16 protein-coding genes are annotated in these 15,517 nt (G+C 37.2%); all 16 read left to right on the top strand.

Annotated elements, in window-relative coordinates; all coding sequences use genetic code 11:
• The first annotated feature begins 43 nt into the window (after positions 1 to 43).
• Complete coding sequence (gene rncS / locus F0362_RS18875; protein WP_001146877.1) at positions 44 to 781, top strand: ribonuclease III; 738 nt, start codon at positions 44 to 46, stop codon at positions 779 to 781.
• 146 nt (positions 782 to 927) lie between these two features.
• Complete coding sequence (gene smc, locus F0362_RS18870) at positions 928 to 4,497, top strand: chromosome segregation protein SMC (protein WP_149889922.1); 3,570 nt, start codon at positions 928 to 930, stop codon at positions 4,495 to 4,497.
• 14 nt (positions 4,498 to 4,511) lie between these two features.
• A complete protein-coding gene (ftsY, locus tag F0362_RS18865) occupies positions 4,512 to 5,501 on the top strand; it encodes a signal recognition particle-docking protein FtsY (protein WP_000008927.1) in 990 nt (329 codons plus the stop codon).
• Between the two features lie 133 nt (positions 5,502 to 5,634).
• Positions 5,635 to 5,967 (top strand): putative DNA-binding protein, encoded by a 333-nt coding sequence (locus F0362_RS18860; protein ID WP_000891061.1) that lies wholly within the window; start codon positions 5,635 to 5,637, stop codon positions 5,965 to 5,967.
• Positions 5,968 to 5,979: 12 nt separating this feature from the next.
• Positions 5,980 to 7,329, top strand: coding sequence for a signal recognition particle protein (gene ffh / locus F0362_RS18855; RefSeq protein WP_000863463.1), 1,350 nt, complete (start codon positions 5,980 to 5,982; stop codon positions 7,327 to 7,329).
• A gap of 101 nt (positions 7,330 to 7,430) precedes the next feature.
• On the top strand, positions 7,431 to 7,703 hold the full coding sequence (rpsP, locus tag F0362_RS18850) for a 30S ribosomal protein S16 (RefSeq protein WP_000268750.1): 273 nt from the start codon (positions 7,431 to 7,433) through the stop codon (positions 7,701 to 7,703).
• Positions 7,704 to 7,717: 14 nt separating this feature from the next.
• Positions 7,718 to 7,945, top strand: coding sequence for a KH domain-containing protein (locus tag F0362_RS18845; RefSeq protein ID WP_000737399.1), 228 nt, complete (start codon positions 7,718 to 7,720; stop codon positions 7,943 to 7,945).
• 121 nt (positions 7,946 to 8,066) lie between these two features.
• Positions 8,067 to 8,582, top strand: coding sequence for a ribosome maturation factor RimM (gene rimM / locus F0362_RS18840; RefSeq protein ID WP_000170280.1), 516 nt, complete (start codon positions 8,067 to 8,069; stop codon positions 8,580 to 8,582).
• Positions 8,582 to 9,316 carry a tRNA (guanosine(37)-N1)-methyltransferase TrmD gene (trmD, locus tag F0362_RS18835; protein WP_000686907.1) on the top strand — a complete coding sequence of 245 codons (735 nt, stop codon included), beginning with the start codon at positions 8,582 to 8,584 and terminating at the stop codon, positions 9,314 to 9,316. Before rimM ends, trmD begins: the two co-directional genes overlap by 1 nt.
• A 146-nt stretch (positions 9,317 to 9,462) precedes the next feature.
• On the top strand, positions 9,463 to 9,807 hold the full coding sequence (rplS, locus tag F0362_RS18830; RefSeq protein WP_001186517.1) for a 50S ribosomal protein L19: 345 nt from the start codon (positions 9,463 to 9,465) through the stop codon (positions 9,805 to 9,807).
• 101 nt (positions 9,808 to 9,908) lie between these two features.
• A complete protein-coding gene (gene lepB / locus F0362_RS18825; RefSeq protein ID WP_000712442.1) occupies positions 9,909 to 10,460 on the top strand; it encodes a signal peptidase I in 552 nt (183 codons plus the stop codon).
• Positions 10,461 to 10,480: 20 nt separating this feature from the next.
• Positions 10,481 to 11,371 carry a ribosome biogenesis GTPase YlqF gene (gene ylqF / locus F0362_RS18820; protein ID WP_000236689.1) on the top strand — a complete coding sequence of 297 codons (891 nt, stop codon included), beginning with the start codon at positions 10,481 to 10,483 and terminating at the stop codon, positions 11,369 to 11,371.
• A gap of 56 nt (positions 11,372 to 11,427) precedes the next feature.
• Entirely contained in the window at positions 11,428 to 12,201 is a 774-nt protein-coding gene (locus F0362_RS18815; RefSeq protein ID WP_149889921.1) for a ribonuclease HII, read from the top strand.
• 194 nt (positions 12,202 to 12,395) lie between these two features.
• Positions 12,396 to 13,556, top strand: a complete 1,161-nt coding sequence (sucC, locus tag F0362_RS18810; protein ID WP_001020779.1) for an ADP-forming succinate--CoA ligase subunit beta — start codon at positions 12,396 to 12,398, stop codon at positions 13,554 to 13,556.
• 19 nt (positions 13,557 to 13,575) lie between these two features.
• A complete protein-coding gene (gene sucD, locus F0362_RS18805; protein ID WP_000115185.1) occupies positions 13,576 to 14,478 on the top strand; it encodes a succinate--CoA ligase subunit alpha in 903 nt (300 codons plus the stop codon).
• 88 nt (positions 14,479 to 14,566) lie between these two features.
• The gene (gene dprA, locus F0362_RS18800; RefSeq protein ID WP_000818053.1) at positions 14,567 to 15,436 is read left to right on the top strand and encodes a DNA-processing protein DprA; all 870 of its coding nucleotides are present in this window, start codon (positions 14,567 to 14,569) and stop codon (positions 15,434 to 15,436) included.
• Positions 15,437 to 15,517: the final 81 nt, after the last annotated feature.

The raw sequence follows: 15,517 nt of genomic DNA, 5'->3' as shown, positions 1-15,517 counted from the left end.
CGTTATTTAGCGGGGCTTTCTCGGCTTATATCTGGAGGGACCTATGCCGTACCGAAAATATAGAGAAAAAAAATACGAAACAAAATATCGTGAAGCGTTTAAAGTGTTTCAAGAAAAGATAGGTATTACGTTTACAGATGAAAAATTATTGACTCAAGCATTTACGCATTCATCGTATGTGAATGAGCATCGAAAAAAACCGCATGAAGACAATGAGCGTCTCGAATTTCTTGGAGATGCAGTATTGGAACTTACTGTATCGCAGTATCTGTTTCAAAAATATCCGACAATGAGCGAAGGAGAGTTAACAAAACTACGTGCAGCTATTGTATGTGAGCCATCTCTTGTTCGTTTTGCAAATGAGCTGTCATTTGGAAGCCTTGTTTTATTAGGGAAAGGTGAAGAAATGACAGGTGGACGTGAACGACCAGCTTTATTAGCGGATGTCTTTGAAGCGTTTATTGGTGCCCTTTATCTTGATCAAGGGCTAGAAACAGTTTGGGGATTCTTAAAAGAAATTGTGTATCCGAAAATTAATGAAGGTGCTTTTTCTCATGTGATGGATTATAAGAGTCAATTGCAAGAATTGATCCAGCGTGATGGTAGTGGCAACATTGAGTATCAAATTTTGCAAGAAAAAGGACCAGCCCATAATCGAGAATTTGTGTCACGTGTTACATTAAATAATGTAGCGTTAGGTCTTGGTAGTGGTAAGTCGAAAAAAGAAGCAGAGCAACAAGCTGCTGCAGAAGCATTGAAAAAATTAAAAGAACAACTATAAGGAATCCCCCTTTGAATAGGGGGATTCCTTATGCATAGAATGAAACTTTTCTTTTGTAGATAAATGAAAGGAAAGTAAATCCGTATTATAGCTTGGTTTCGTACAGACAACGTATATAACAACGGAGAATAGGAGGAAGACCTTTCGTGTTTTTAAAAAGATTAGAAATAGTAGGATTTAAATCTTTTGCTGAGCGTGTATCTGTCGATTTTGTTCCAGGTGTTACGTCTGTAGTAGGGCCTAATGGGAGCGGGAAAAGTAATATTACTGATGCAATTCGCTGGGTACTTGGTGAACAATCTGCAAAATCATTACGTGGTGCAAAGATGGAGGATGTTATTTTTGCCGGTAGTGAAACGAGGAGAGCGGTTAATGTAGCTGAAGTAACATTAACTTTAAATAATGAAGATCAACGTTTACCGATTGAATATAACGAGGTGAGTGTAACGCGCCGTGTATCTCGTTCAGGTGATAGTGACTTTTATATAAATAAACAATCTTGTAGATTGAAAGACATTATCGATTTATTTATGGACTCTGGCATGGGAAGAGAAGCCTTTTCAATTATTAGTCAGGGGAAAGTGGAAGAGATTTTAAGTAGTAAATCAGAAGAACGTCGCGGTGTATTTGAAGAAGCGGCAGGTGTGCTGAAATACAAACTTCGCAAAAAGAAAGCTGAAGGGAAATTAGCGGATACACAAGAAAACTTAAATCGTGTACAAGATATTATTCATGAATTGAGTATTCAAGTAGAACCGTTAGAGAGACAAGCTTCTATTGCGAAAGATTATCTTGAGAAAAAAGAAGAGTTAGAGAAAGTAGAAGCTGCGCTTATTGTACATGAAATTGAAGAATTGCATGAGAAATGGGAAGCGCTTCGAAGTCAGTTTGGGCATAATAAAAACGAAGAAGCTAAAATGTCAACGCATTTACAAAAAAGTGAAGAAGAGCTTGAGGAGTTACGTGGACAATTACAAGCGGTAGATGAGTCTGTAGATTCCTTGCAAGAAGTTCTTCTTCTTTCTAGCAAAGAGCTAGAAAAATTAGAAGGACAACGTGAGCTGTTAAAAGAGAGGAAGCAAAATGCTACGACGCATTGTGCACAACTTGAACAGTTAATTGTTGAATTGACAGAAAAAGCTAAAAGTTATGATGGTGAAATTGAATCAAGTACAGAAGTGTTAATGCAATTTGTAGATCAAGTAAAAGAATTGGAGAGAAATTTGCTTGATAATGAACAACTGCTTGCAACTTTTGCGGATAATTTAGAGGAACAGATTGAGAATTTAAAAGGGGATTATATTGAACTTTTAAATCAACAAGCTAGTCAGCGTAATGAATTATCTATGATTGAAGAACAGTCTAAACAGCAAAACTCTAAAAATGAACGTCTTGATGAAGAGAATGCGAAATATGTAGAAATGCGTATGGAAATCACAGCGAAAAAGACGAAACTTGTTGAAAGTTATGAACAAGTGAAAGAAAAAATAGCTGGTATCATTTCGAACATACAGAAAACAGAAGCGGCGCTCGGGAAATGTAAGGCGCAGTATAGTGAAAATGAAACAAAACTGTATCAAGCATATCAATTTGTACAACAGGCGCGCTCACGAAAAGAAATGCTAGAAGAGATGCAAGAGGACTATTCTGGTTTCTACCAAGGTGTACGTGAAGTATTGAAAGCTAGAGAAAATAGGTTGCAAGGTATCGAGGGTGCTGTTGCGGAACTGTTAACGGTACCGAAAGAATATGAAGTTGCAATGGAAATTGCTCTAGGTGCAGCAATGCAGCATATCGTTGTACAAACAGAGGAACATGCTCGTAATGCAATTGCATTTTTAAAGCAGAATAAACATGGACGTGCAACGTTTTTACCGCAAGCTGTTATTAAAAGTAGATCGTTATCATTTGAACAGTTACGTGTTGTGAATCAACATCCATCGTTTGTAGGAGTAGCGGCAGAACTTGTGCAGTACAATAATAAATACGAGAATGTCGTTTCGAGCCTATTAGGTACAGTTGTTGTTGCGAAAGATTTACGCGGTGCAAATGAATTAGCGAAACAATTACAATATCGCTATCGTATTGTAACACTTGAAGGTGACGTAGTGAATCCTGGGGGTTCAATGACTGGTGGAGCTGTAAAACAGGCGAAATCTTCTTTATTAGGACGTCAGCGTGAACTTGAAGAATGGACTAAAAAGCTCACTGATATGGAAGAAAAAACAACGAAGCTAGAAAACTTTGTTAAAGCAGTAAAGCAAGAGATTCAAGAAAAAGAAGTACAAATACGCGAACTACGCCAAGGTGTAGAAACTGAGCGTGCAGATGAACAAAAATTAAGAGAAGAAATTAATCAATTAGAATTAGAAGAACATCGAATTAATGATCGCTTATCTATATACGACTTAGAGATAGAAGGATTTTTACAAGATCAAGTGAAAATGCAAGGACGTAAAGGAGAGTTAGAAAAGATTTTAGCAACTCTTCAAGCAGAGATTTCGGAATTAGATAGCAAAATCGTCGCGTTAACGAAACAAAAAAGTGAGCAACATTCTTCAAAAGAAAAAGTTCAGAAGGAAATGACTGAGCTGAAAGTACAAGCGGCTGAACAACAACAACGTTTGTCTAATCAAAAAGAAAAAGTTGAACGATTAACGAAGGAAAAAGAAGAAACTGATACAACACTTGTAAAAACAAAAGAAGATTTAGCATTCTTAAAGCAAGAAATGACATCTAATTCAAGTGGTGAAGAACAAATTACGAATATGATTGAGAAAAAAGCATATGATCGTAATCAAACTTCAGAATTAATTCGCTCTCGCCGTGAACAACGTGTATCATTACAAGAGAGAGTGGAGCATTTAGAACGTAATGTGAAGGAAACGTTAGGCAAGCATAAATATATTCTTGAGTTGTTGAAAGATCAAGAAGTGAAAATTAACCGACTTGATGTTGAGTTGGAAAATAGATTGCAACATTTACGTGAAACATATACGATTTCATTTGAAGCAGCAAAACTGAAGTATACAATGATGATGCCTGCAGAAGATGCGCGTAAAAAGGTGAAATTAATAAAACTATCCATAGAAGAGTTAGGTACAGTAAACTTGGGTGCAATTGATGAATACGAGCGAGTAGCGGAACGTCATACGTTCTTACTAGAGCAACGAGATGATTTAGAAGAAGCGAAAGCGACATTGCACCAACTTATTACTGAGATGGATGAAGAAATGAAAAAACGTTTTTCCACTACTTTTGAAGGGATTCGAACGGAGTTTCAATCTGTATTTACTGAATTATTCGGAGGCGGTAGAGCGGATTTAGTAATGACGGATCCTGGAGACATATTAAATACTGGTATTGATATTGTTGCACAACCACCAGGAAAGAAATTGCAGAACTTAGGTTTACTGTCAGGTGGAGAACGTGCTTTAACGGCAATAGCGCTTTTATTTGGTATTTTAAAAGTACGCCCAGTACCATTCTGTGTACTAGACGAAGTAGAAGCGGCTCTAGACGAAGCGAATGTTGCTCGTTTTGCGCAATATTTAAAGAAATTTAGTGATGAGACGCAGTTTATTGTAATTACACACAGGAAAGGTACAATGGAAGAGTCTGATGTATTGTATGGTGTAACGATGCAAGAATCAGGTGTATCTAAGCTTGTTTCTGTTCGTTTAGATGACGGGGAAGAACTTGTGGCGAGTAAATAGGAAGGATGGGAAGCATGAGCTTTTTAAAAAAACTTAAAGAAAAAATTTCAAAACAAACGGATACAGTAACAGAGAAATTTAAACACGGATTGGAAAAAACGAGAAATTCATTTGCGGATAAAGTAAATGATTTAGTCTATCGTTACCGTAAAGTGGATGAAGATTTCTTTGAAGAGTTAGAAGAGATTTTAATCGGCGCAGACGTAGGGGTTTCGACTGTAATGGAATTAATTGATCAGTTGAAAGAAGAAGTGCAGCGCCGAAATATTCAGGACCCAAAAGAAGTACAAGCTGTTATTTCGGAAAAGTTAGTTGGCATTTATAAAGGTGACAGCGACTTTAGTAATGAAATCAATATGCAAGAAGATCAATTAACAGTTGTTTTATTTGTAGGTGTTAACGGTGTAGGGAAAACGACGACAATTGGTAAACTGGCACATAGATTTAAATCAGAAGGTAAGTCAGTCCTATTGGCAGCAGGAGATACGTTCCGTGCTGGCGCGATTGAACAATTAGAAGTATGGGGCGATCGCGTTGGTGTAGAAGTCATTAAACAAGGGTCTGGTTCTGACCCTGCAGCGGTAATGTATGACGCTGTACAAGCTGCAAAAGCGCGTAAAGTAGATGTATTACTATGTGATACAGCAGGACGTTTGCAAAATAAGGTGAACTTAATGAAAGAGTTAGAGAAAGTGAAGCGTGTAATTGAGCGTGAAGTACCAGGAGCTCCTCATGAAGTGTTACTAGTTATTGATGCAACAACAGGTCAAAACGGTTTAAGTCAAGCGAAAACATTCCGTGAAGCAACGAATGTTACTGGTATTGTTTTAACGAAGTTAGATGGAACTGCTAAAGGTGGTATCGTATTAGCAATTCGTAACGAAATGGATGTACCGGTGAAATTTGTTGGCTTAGGAGAGCAAATGGATGATCTGCAGCAGTTTGATCCAGAACAATATGTGTATGGTTTATTTGCAAATTTAGTGGAAACAGAAGAAGTATAAATGAAAGAAGCGGTATTACCGCTTCTTTTTCTATAAAAAATAAGTGATGTTAAGAAAAAAACTTGACACTCTTTTATACTCCATGTAAACTAATTGATGTAAAGGGAAATCACTTAACAAAGGATGATCCAACATGCTCGAGAAAACAACGAGAATGAACTATTTATTTGATTTTTATCAATCGTTGTTAACGCAAAAACAAAGAAGTTATATGTCGCTTTATTATCTAGATGATTTATCTCTTGGTGAAATTGCGGAAGAATTTGATGTAAGTCGCCAAGCCGTGTATGATAACATTAAACGGACTGAAGCGATGCTTGAAGAATATGAAGATAAATTAGTATTACTTCAAAAGTTTCAAGAGCGACAGCGACTTGTTGCAAAGCTAAAACAGCTAATCAGCGAAGAAGAGCATGTGAATGAAGAAATGAAACAAGTTGTTGAAGCTATCGAAAAATTAGATTAGGAGGGCGGCAATATGGCATTTGAAGGATTAGCCGACCGACTTCAACAGACAATGCAAAAAATCCGCGGCAAAGGAAAAGTTTCTGAAGCCGATGTGAAAGAAATGATGAGAGAAGTTCGTCTAGCTCTTTTAGAAGCGGATGTTAACTTTAAAGTAGTAAAAGATTTTGTAAAGCGTGTGTCTGAGCGTGCTGTCGGACAAGATGTAATGAAAAGTTTGACACCTGGACAACAAGTAATTAAAGTTGTACAGGAAGAACTTACAGAACTTATGGGCGGAGAGCAAAGCAAAATTGCTGTTGCTAATAAGCCACCGACTGTTATAATGATGGTTGGTCTGCAAGGTGCGGGTAAAACGACGACAACAGGTAAGCTTGCGAATTTGCTTCGTAAAAAGCATAATCGTAAACCGATGCTTGTTGCAGCGGATATTTACCGTCCAGCAGCGATTAAACAGCTTGAAACATTAGGGAAGCAATTGGACATGCCTGTTTTCTCTTTAGGAGATCAAGTAAGTCCTGTTGAAATTGCGAAACAAGCGATTGCAAAGGCAAAAGAAGATCATCACGATTATGTTTTAATCGATACAGCAGGTCGCCTGCATATTGATGAAGAACTAATGGATGAATTAGCGAAAGTGAAAGAAGTTGCGAATCCGGATGAAATTTTCCTTGTTGTCGATGCGATGACAGGACAAGACGCGGTAAATGTTGCACAAAGTTTCCATGATCAGTTAGGGTTAACGGGTGTTGTATTAACGAAACTAGATGGTGATACGCGCGGTGGTGCGGCATTATCTATTAAGGCTGTAACAAATACACCAATTAAATTTGCTGGTATGGGTGAAAAACTAGATGCGATTGAAGCGTTCCATCCAGAACGTATGGCATCCCGCATTTTAGGGATGGGCGACGTCTTAACATTAATTGAAAAAGCGCAAGCTACAGTTGATGAAGAGAAAGCAAAAGAACTTGAGCAAAAAATGCGTACGCTTTCGTTTACACTTGACGATTTCCTAGAACAACTTGGACAAGTGCGTCAACTTGGACCACTTGACGAATTGTTAGGGATGCTTCCTGGTGCAAATAAAATTAAAGGGCTGAAAAATGCGCAAGTTGATGAAAAGCAAATTGGGCATATTGAGGCAATTATTCGTTCTATGACTAAATTAGAACGTGAACAACCGGAAATAATTAACGCTAGTCGAAAAAAACGCATTGCCAAAGGTAGCGGTACAACCGTACAAGAAATCAATCGTCTAATCAAGCAATTCGATGATATGAAGAAAATGATGAAAACGATGACTGGAATGCAAAAAGGTAAGAAAAAAGGACTAGGTGGAATGAAGTTTCCATTCATGTAAGAAAAAAAGATGGCTCTGTTAAGAAAAAATACTTTACAAAGCAATAGTCTTTTTGCTAATATAATTATCTGTGTGAAATAAATTCGGAGGTGCTTTATAAAATGGCAGTTAAAATTCGTTTAAAACGTATGGGAGCTAAAAAAACTCCTTTCTATCGTGTAGTTGTTGCAGATTCTCGTTCTCCTCGTGACGGACGTTTCATTGAGGAAATCGGTACTTATAATCCGGTTGCTCAACCAGCTGAAGTTAAGATCAACGAAGAAGCAGCATTAAAATGGTTAGGAAACGGTGCTAAACCATCTGATACAGTTCGTAACTTATTCTCTAACCAAGGTATCATGGAGAAATTCCACTTATCTAAACAAGGTAAGTAATTGAGGCAATGACTATGAAGAAGTTAGTCGAGACGATTGTCAAGCCTCTTGTCGATCATCCTGAAGATGTAAAAGTTACACAGGAACTTTACAACGGAGAGATAAAGTATCGATTAACTGTACATCCTGAGGATGTTGGAAAAGTCATTGGTAAGCAAGGGAGAGTTGCGAAAGCGATTCGAATGCTCTTGTATTCAGTGGGACATCATAATGATGAAAAAGTAACACTGGAAATTCAATAAACGTAAAAAGGGCGAGGAGTTATATCCTCTCCCTTTTTTAACATTTAAAGAGAAGTTGCATGTTCCATATGTGAAATGGAGATGCTTAATTTATATAGAAACCAGGGGTGACATACTATTTATGACAAAATGGTTTAATGTAGGGAAAATTGTAAATACTCATGGCGTAAGAGGAGAAATTCGTGTTATTTCTCGTACTGATTTTCCGGAAGAGCGATATAAAGTAGGAAACACTCTATACATATCGAATGAGAAAAGTACAGACTTCCTTCCGGTGAAGGTAACTTCTCATCGTCAACATAAGACATTTGATTTATTAACATTTGAAGGATACAACAATGTAGATGAAGCAGAAAAGTTTAAAGGTTCTTTAATAAAAGTACCAGAAGAGCAGTTAGGCGAACTTGCTGAAGGTGAATACTACTACCATGAAATTATTGGTTGTAGTGTTGTAACGGAAGAAGGAGAAGCGTTAGGAACGATTAAAGAGATTCTATCTCCTGGTGCAAATGATGTTTGGGTAATTAAACGTCCAAAGGGCCAAGATCTTTTAATTCCTTACATTGATGATGTTGTACTTCAAGTTAATATTGAAAATAAATTAGTAACCATTCATGTAATGGAAGGGCTACTATAATGAAAATTGATATTTTAACGTTGTTTCCAGACATGTTTACCGGTGTATTTGGGTCTTCCATCTTAAAGAAGGCGCAAGAAAAAGAAGCGGTAAGCCTTCGTGTTGTTAACTTTCGTGATTATACAACGAGTAAGCATAATAGTGTAGACGATTACCCTTACGGCGGAGGTGCTGGTATGGTGCTTACTCCTCAGCCTATTTTTGATGCGGTGGAAGATTTAACGAAAGAAACAGAGCGTAAGCCGAGAGTTGTCTTAATGTGTCCGCAAGGGGAAAGATTTACTCAGAAGAAAGCGGAAGAGCTTGCAGAGGAAGAACATTTAATCTTTGTATGTGGGCATTATGAAGGGTATGATGAACGGATTCGTGAGCATCTCGTAACTGATGAGATTTCTATTGGTGACTACGTATTAACAGGTGGAGAATTAGCCTCTATGGTTATTACTGATAGTGTAGTACGTCTCCTGCCAGGAGTACTAGGAAATCATGCTTCACAAGTGGAAGATTCGTTTAGTACAGGGTTATTGGAACATCCACATTATACACGTCCTGCTGATTTTCGTGGTATGAAGGTACCAGATGTTTTAATGTCAGGAAATCATAAAAATATTGATGAATGGCGCCATAAAGAATCTTTGCGTCGTACGTACACACGTAGACCGGATTTATTGGAAGAAAGAGAATTATCTAAGCAAGAAAAGAAATGGTTGGAACAGATTAAAGAAGAACAATAAGGGCTTCATATATTTTCTATTGCAACAGTCCTAGCAATATGCTATTATAACATTTGTGCTACTGAAATCAGTAGCCGTATTAACGATGTTCCGCTGTAATTTAATAAGACTTTATAAGAGCATCTGTTTAAAGGAGAGAATTTAATATGCAACAATTAATCGCAGAAATTACAAAAGGCCAATTAAAAACTGACCTTCCTTCATTCCGTCCTGGAGACACTTTACGTGTACACGTAAAAGTAGTTGAGGGAACTCGTGAAAGAATTCAGCTTTTCGAAGGTGTTGTAATCAAACGTCGTGGTGGCGGAATCAGTGAAACATTCACAGTTCGTAAGATTTCTTACGGTGTAGGTGTTGAGCGTACATTCCCAGTTCACACGCCAAGAATCGCGAACATCGAAGTACTTCGCCGTGGTAAAGTACGTCGTGCTAAGTTATACTACTTACGTAACCTTCGCGGTAAAAAAGCACGTATTAAAGAAATTCGATAAGACATGTATGGGAGCTTGTAAATGCGCAAGCTCCCTTTTTCCAATCTATATAAAATTTTGGTATAATACGAGCAGCTTACATAACCGTGGAGGGGAAATACATGAAAAAAGAGACGAGTTCACTTTGGGAATGGATCAAAGCAATTTTGATTGCTGTTGTATTAGCTGGTGTTATTAGACAGTTTTTCTTTGCACCAATTCTCGTAGATGGGGTATCAATGGCGCCAACTTTACATGATCGAGATCGAATGATTGTAAATAAAATTGGTTATCACATAGGAGACCCAAAACGCTTCGATATTATCGTATTCCGCGCAACGGAAGATAAAGATTATATTAAGCGTATTATTGGCCTGCCAGGCGATGAAATAGAGTATCGGAATGACAAACTATATGTTAACGGAAAGGTTTATGAGGAGCCGTATTTAGATAAGCAGAAAAAACAGCTTGCTGATGGACCACTTACATATGATTTTACTCTTGAAGAAATGACGGGAAAGAAAACTGTTCCAAAAGATCAATTATTTGTTTTAGGGGATAATCGTCGTTTTAGTAAAGATAGCCGTTCGATTGGTACGATTTCAATGGATCAAGTACTTGGTAAAGCCAATATGCTATATTGGCCGTTAAAAGATGCACGTATTGTGAAATAAATGAAAAAGAAGGTGGCAACATGGTAATTCAATGGTTTCCAGGGCATATGGCTAAGGCTAGACGCCAAGTAACAGAAAAATTAAAATTAATTGATGTTGTAATTGAACTTGTAGATGCTCGATTACCATTATCATCTCGAAACCCGATGATTGATGAGATTATTACACATAAGCCAAGGCTTGTTGTTTTAAATAAAGCGGATATGGCAGATGATCGTCTAACGAAAGAATGGATTGCATATTTTAAAGAAAAAGGGCATATGGCAATTTCAATTAATGCGCAAGCTGGACAAGGTATGAAGGAAATTACTGCGGCTTGTAAAGTGCTTGTTAAAGAGAAGTTTGATAAGATGGTTGCGAAAGGGATTAGACCGAGAGCAATTCGTGCTTTAATTGTCGGTATACCGAATGTTGGTAAATCTACGTTAATTAATAAATTGGCGAAGAAAAACATTGCTAAAACAGGAGATCGTCCAGGTGTGACAACAGCTCAACAATGGATTAAAGTTGGGAAAGAAATGGAACTGTTAGATACACCAGGTATTTTGTGGCCTAAATTTGAAGATCAATTAGTGGGTCTTCGTTTAGCGACAACGGGTGCAATTAAAGATTCAATTTTAAATTTACAAGATGTAGCTGTTTATGCATTACGTTTTATGGAGAAACACTATCCAGAACGTTTAAAAGAGCGATATAATTTAGATGAAATTCCAGAAGATATTGTAGAGTTATTTGATGCAATTGGAAAATACAGAGGCTGTTTAATGGGCGGCGGAATGATTGATTATGATAAAACATCTGAACTGGTACTTCGTGAACTTCGCGGTGGAAAACTTGGTAAAATGACGTTTGAAACACCAGAAGAGTTTGTGGAGCAAGTAGAAGAGGTAGAGAAAATAGAAGAAGTATAAGACGTGCGTTTGTACGTCTTTTCTTTTTGTATACGTTTATAAAGGAGTGTACTTATATGCAAAAAATGACAATACAAGAAGCGGAGAATTTACTGCAAGAAATTATGAGTGAAGAAGATGATCGCTTTCAAATGTTAATGAAAGATGAACGAAAGGGCATTCAAAGACTTATTTTGAAATGGTACAAACAAAAAGAGTTAGCACAAAAGGAAAAAGAAAAATTTCTAGAAATGTCTAAGTATGAAAATGCGTTACGTGAAAAAGGAATCACATATATTGCTGGCATTGATGAAGTAGGGCGTGGACCATTAGCTGGGCCCGTTGTGACGGCAGCTGTCGTTCTTCCAGATGATTTTTATATTCCAGGGTTAGATGACTCAAAAAAGCTGAGTGAAGCGAAGCGAGAGCGTTTTTATGATGAAATAAAAGCACAAGCAATTGCGATTGGAGTTGGAATTGTATCACCGCAAGTCATAGATGAGATAAATATTTATCAAGCGACGAAACAAGCGATGTTAGATGCTGTTGCGAATTTATCTTGTACACCACAATATTTATTAATTGATGCGATGAAGCTTCCTACATCAATTCCACAAACATCCATTATTAAAGGTGATGCGAAAAGTGTTTCTATTTCAGCTGCATCTATTATTGCGAAGGTGACGAGAGATCGTATGATGAAAGAGCTTGGGGAAAAGTATCCTGCATATGGATTTGGACAACATATGGGGTATGGAACGAAACAGCATTTAGAAGCGATTGAAGCGCATGGAGTATTAGAGGAACACCGGAAATCATTTGCGCCAATTAAAGATATGATTCAAAAATAAGCTGTGAATATACAGCTTATTTTTTTATTTTGGTATATGAACATTATTATTTTCGAAAAAGAATAAAGCGATTTCAGTTTTCTGACACTTTATTGTAGACAGCGTGCCAATCATCTTATACAATGGCAATGTAATGTTTTTTAAACATTAAAAAACTTTTCGAGTAAAACAGGAAAACAGGGGAGGATGGGACCATGAATATCCATGAGTACCAAGGTAAGGCAGTCCTTAAAAGCTATGGGGTTAGCGTTCCGAACGGGAAAGTTGCATTTACAGTAGAAGAAGCTGTAGAAGCAGCGAAAGAATTAGGAACGGATGTATGTGTAGTTAAAGCGCAAATTCACGCTGGTGGACGCGGCAAAGCTGGCGGTGTAAAAGTTGCGAAAAATTTAGAAGAAGTTCGTACATATGCAGAAAGCATTTTAGGGACTACACTTGTAACGCATCAAACAGGTCCTGAAGGTAAGGAAGTAAAACGCTTACTTATCGAAGAAGGTTGCGATATTAAGAAAGAATATTATGTAGGTCTAGTGTTAGATCGTGCAACTTCTCAAGTTGTTTTAATGGCATCTGAAGAAGGTGGAACAGAAATTGAAGAAGTAGCAGAAAAAACACCTGAAAAAATCTTTAAAGAATATATTGATCCAGCAGTAGGTTTACAAGGTTTCCAAGCGCGTCGAATCGCATTTAACATCAATATTCCAAAAGAGCTTGTAGGACAAGCTGTGAAGTTTATGATGGGCTTATATCGTGCGTTTATTGAAAAAGATTGCTCTATCGCTGAAATTAATCCACTTGTTACAACAGGTGACGGTAAAGTAATGGCGTTAGATGCAAAATTAAACTTTGATTCTAATGCATTATATCGTCATAAAGACATTTTAGAGCTTCGTGATCTTGATGAAGAAGATTCAAAAGAAGTTGAAGCATCTAAATATGACTTAAACTACATTCCTTTAGATGGAAATATCGGTTGTATGGTAAATGGTGCAGGTTTAGCGATGGCTACAATGGATATCATTAAACATTACCATGGTGACCCAGCTAACTTCTTAGATGTTGGTGGCGGTGCAACGGCTGAAAAAGTAACAGAAGCATTCAAAATTATCCTTTCTGACAAAAATGTAAAAGGTATCTTCGTTAACATTTTTGGTGGCATTATGAAGTGTGATGTTATCGCAGAAGGTGTTATTGAAGCAACGAAGCAAGTAGGTCTTGAATTACCTTTAGTTGTACGTCTTGAAGGTACAAACGTAGAATTAGGTAAGAAAATTTTAAATGAGTCTGGCTTAAATATTGTTGCAGCAGAATCTATGGCAGACGGTGCACAGAAAATTGTTTCACTAGTGGGCTAATAGAAAGCGGGGGAGAAAAATGAGCGTATTAGTTAATAAAGATACAAAAGTTATTGTTCAAGGTATTACTGGTTCTCAAGGATTATTCCATACAAAACAAATGATTGAATACGGTACGAAAATTGTCGGTGGTGTAACACCTGGTAAAGGCGGCACTGATATTGAAGGTGTACCAGTATTTGATACAGTAGAAGATGCTGTGAAAGCAACAGGCGCAAACGCTTCAGTTGTATACGTTCCACCCGCTTTTGCTGCTGATGCAATTATGGAAGCAGTTGATGCGAAGATTGATTTAGTAGTATGTATTACTGAAGGAATTCCTGTATTAGATATGGTTAACGTAAAGAGATATATGGCTGGTAAACATACACGTTTACTTGGACCAAACTGCCCAGGTGTCATTACACCTGATGAATGTAAAATCGGTATTATGCCAGGATACATTCACAAAAAAGGTCATGTAGGTATCGTATCTCGTTCTGGTACATTAACATATGAAGCTGTACACCAGTTAACACAAGAAGGTATTGGCCAATCTACTGCTGTAGGTATCGGTGGGGACCCTGTTAACGGTACAGACTTTATTGATGCGTTAAAAGCATTTAATGAAGATGAAGAAACACATGCTGTAATTATGATTGGTGAAATCGGAGGTACGGCAGAAGAAGAAGCAGCTGAATGGGTAAAAGCTAATATGACAAAACCAGTTGTAGGCTTCATTGGTGGCCAAACAGCGCCTGAAGGCAAACGTATGGGTCATGCGGGGGCAATCATTTCTGGCGGCAAAGGAACTGCTGCTGAAAAGATTAAAACAATGGAAGCTTGTGGTATTAAAGTGGCTGAAACACCAGCTGTTATGGGTGAAACGTTAATCTCTGTTTTAAAAGAAAAGGGATTATTTGAAACTTGTAAAAACTATTAATCTTTTTGAAAGGCACCTTCTTATTTGAGGGTGTCTTTTTACAATTTTTCTGTTTACATAATAAAAATTATGGGTAAGGAGAATTAGGATGAAAAGAGAGCGATTATTACATCTTCATTACGTGTTAGCGGATCATTGGAAGGCGATGGAGAGGCTGCTATATGTCGATCCAGAATTGAAGGTAATATACAATTTTAACCAAAAACAAATGGAAAACTACACTGGAATATCCCCGAAAAAATCTGCAGAACTAGTACATTTCCTCCAAAATTCAAACCTTTTGCAATATATATCTTATTTAGAGAGAAATCAAATCTTTTATGTGACTATATGGGATGAAAATTACCCGCAATTATTACGTGAAATACAAGACCCTCCTTTTGTTTTATATGGAAAAGGAGAGAAGAATTTTCTAAATAAAGTAAATAAATTAGCGGTTGTTGGAACGAGAGAACCGTCGTTATACAGTCGTGAGAGTATGGAGTTTATTTTACATCCTTTATTAGAAAGAGAATGGCTTATTGTGAGCGGATTTGCAAAAGGGATAGATACAATATCTCATGAAGTTACAGTAAAGAAACATCGTCCGACTATTGCGATATTGGGACACGGATTATCTTATATGTATCCGAAAGAGAATAGACGTTTATATGAAAAGTGGGAGGAATATATATTGCTATTAACAGAGTATCCTCCGCACTATGCACCGAAAAAATGGTATTTTCCAAAAAGAAATCGAATTATTAGCGGGATAAGTAAAGGGGTTTTAGTTGTAGAAGCAAAATCAAGAAGTGGGTCACTTATTACGGCAGACCTTGCATTAGAGCAAAATAGAGAGGTATTTGCGCTTCCTGGACCAATATTTATTGATAGTGCATCGGGAACGAATCAGCTTATTCAACAAGGTGCAAAACTAGTACGAAATGCAGAGGATATCTTTGAAGAAATAATAAATTAACCTTATATTTTTATGTTTTTATTAAACAATTATTGACAAATGGTAGATTGGCACTGTATGGTATATTCATTCTTGATTGAC

This window comes from Bacillus sp. BS98, assembly GCF_008432245.1.
Classification (GTDB): Bacteria; Bacillota; Bacilli; order Bacillales; family Bacillaceae_G; genus Bacillus_A; species Bacillus_A toyonensis.
This window is presented reverse-complemented; position numbering and strand designations above follow the sequence as displayed.

What these genes read in the sequence shown, in the direction of transcription:
- rncS (WP_001146877.1), top strand. Translation starts at nt 44, where the DNA reads ATGCCGTACCGAAAATATAGAGAAAAAAAATACGAAACAAAATATCGT.
- ftsY (WP_000008927.1), top strand. Translation starts at nt 4,512, where the DNA reads ATGAGCTTTTTAAAAAAACTTAAAGAAAAAATTTCAAAACAAACGGAT.
- F0362_RS18860 (WP_000891061.1), top strand. Translation starts at nt 5,635, where the DNA reads ATGCTCGAGAAAACAACGAGAATGAACTATTTATTTGATTTTTATCAA.
- ffh (WP_000863463.1), top strand. Translation starts at nt 5,980, where the DNA reads ATGGCATTTGAAGGATTAGCCGACCGACTTCAACAGACAATGCAAAAA.
- rpsP (WP_000268750.1), top strand. Translation starts at nt 7,431, where the DNA reads ATGGCAGTTAAAATTCGTTTAAAACGTATGGGAGCTAAAAAAACTCCT.
- F0362_RS18845 (WP_000737399.1), top strand. Translation starts at nt 7,718, where the DNA reads ATGAAGAAGTTAGTCGAGACGATTGTCAAGCCTCTTGTCGATCATCCT.
- rimM (WP_000170280.1), top strand. Translation starts at nt 8,067, where the DNA reads ATGACAAAATGGTTTAATGTAGGGAAAATTGTAAATACTCATGGCGTA.
- trmD (WP_000686907.1), top strand. Translation starts at nt 8,582, where the DNA reads ATGAAAATTGATATTTTAACGTTGTTTCCAGACATGTTTACCGGTGTA.
- rplS (WP_001186517.1), top strand. Translation starts at nt 9,463, where the DNA reads ATGCAACAATTAATCGCAGAAATTACAAAAGGCCAATTAAAAACTGAC.
- lepB (WP_000712442.1), top strand. Translation starts at nt 9,909, where the DNA reads ATGAAAAAAGAGACGAGTTCACTTTGGGAATGGATCAAAGCAATTTTG.
- ylqF (WP_000236689.1), top strand. Translation starts at nt 10,481, where the DNA reads ATGGTAATTCAATGGTTTCCAGGGCATATGGCTAAGGCTAGACGCCAA.
- F0362_RS18815 (WP_149889921.1), top strand. Translation starts at nt 11,428, where the DNA reads ATGCAAAAAATGACAATACAAGAAGCGGAGAATTTACTGCAAGAAATT.
- sucC (WP_001020779.1), top strand. Translation starts at nt 12,396, where the DNA reads ATGAATATCCATGAGTACCAAGGTAAGGCAGTCCTTAAAAGCTATGGG.
- sucD (WP_000115185.1), top strand. Translation starts at nt 13,576, where the DNA reads ATGAGCGTATTAGTTAATAAAGATACAAAAGTTATTGTTCAAGGTATT.
- dprA (WP_000818053.1), top strand. Translation starts at nt 14,567, where the DNA reads ATGAAAAGAGAGCGATTATTACATCTTCATTACGTGTTAGCGGATCAT.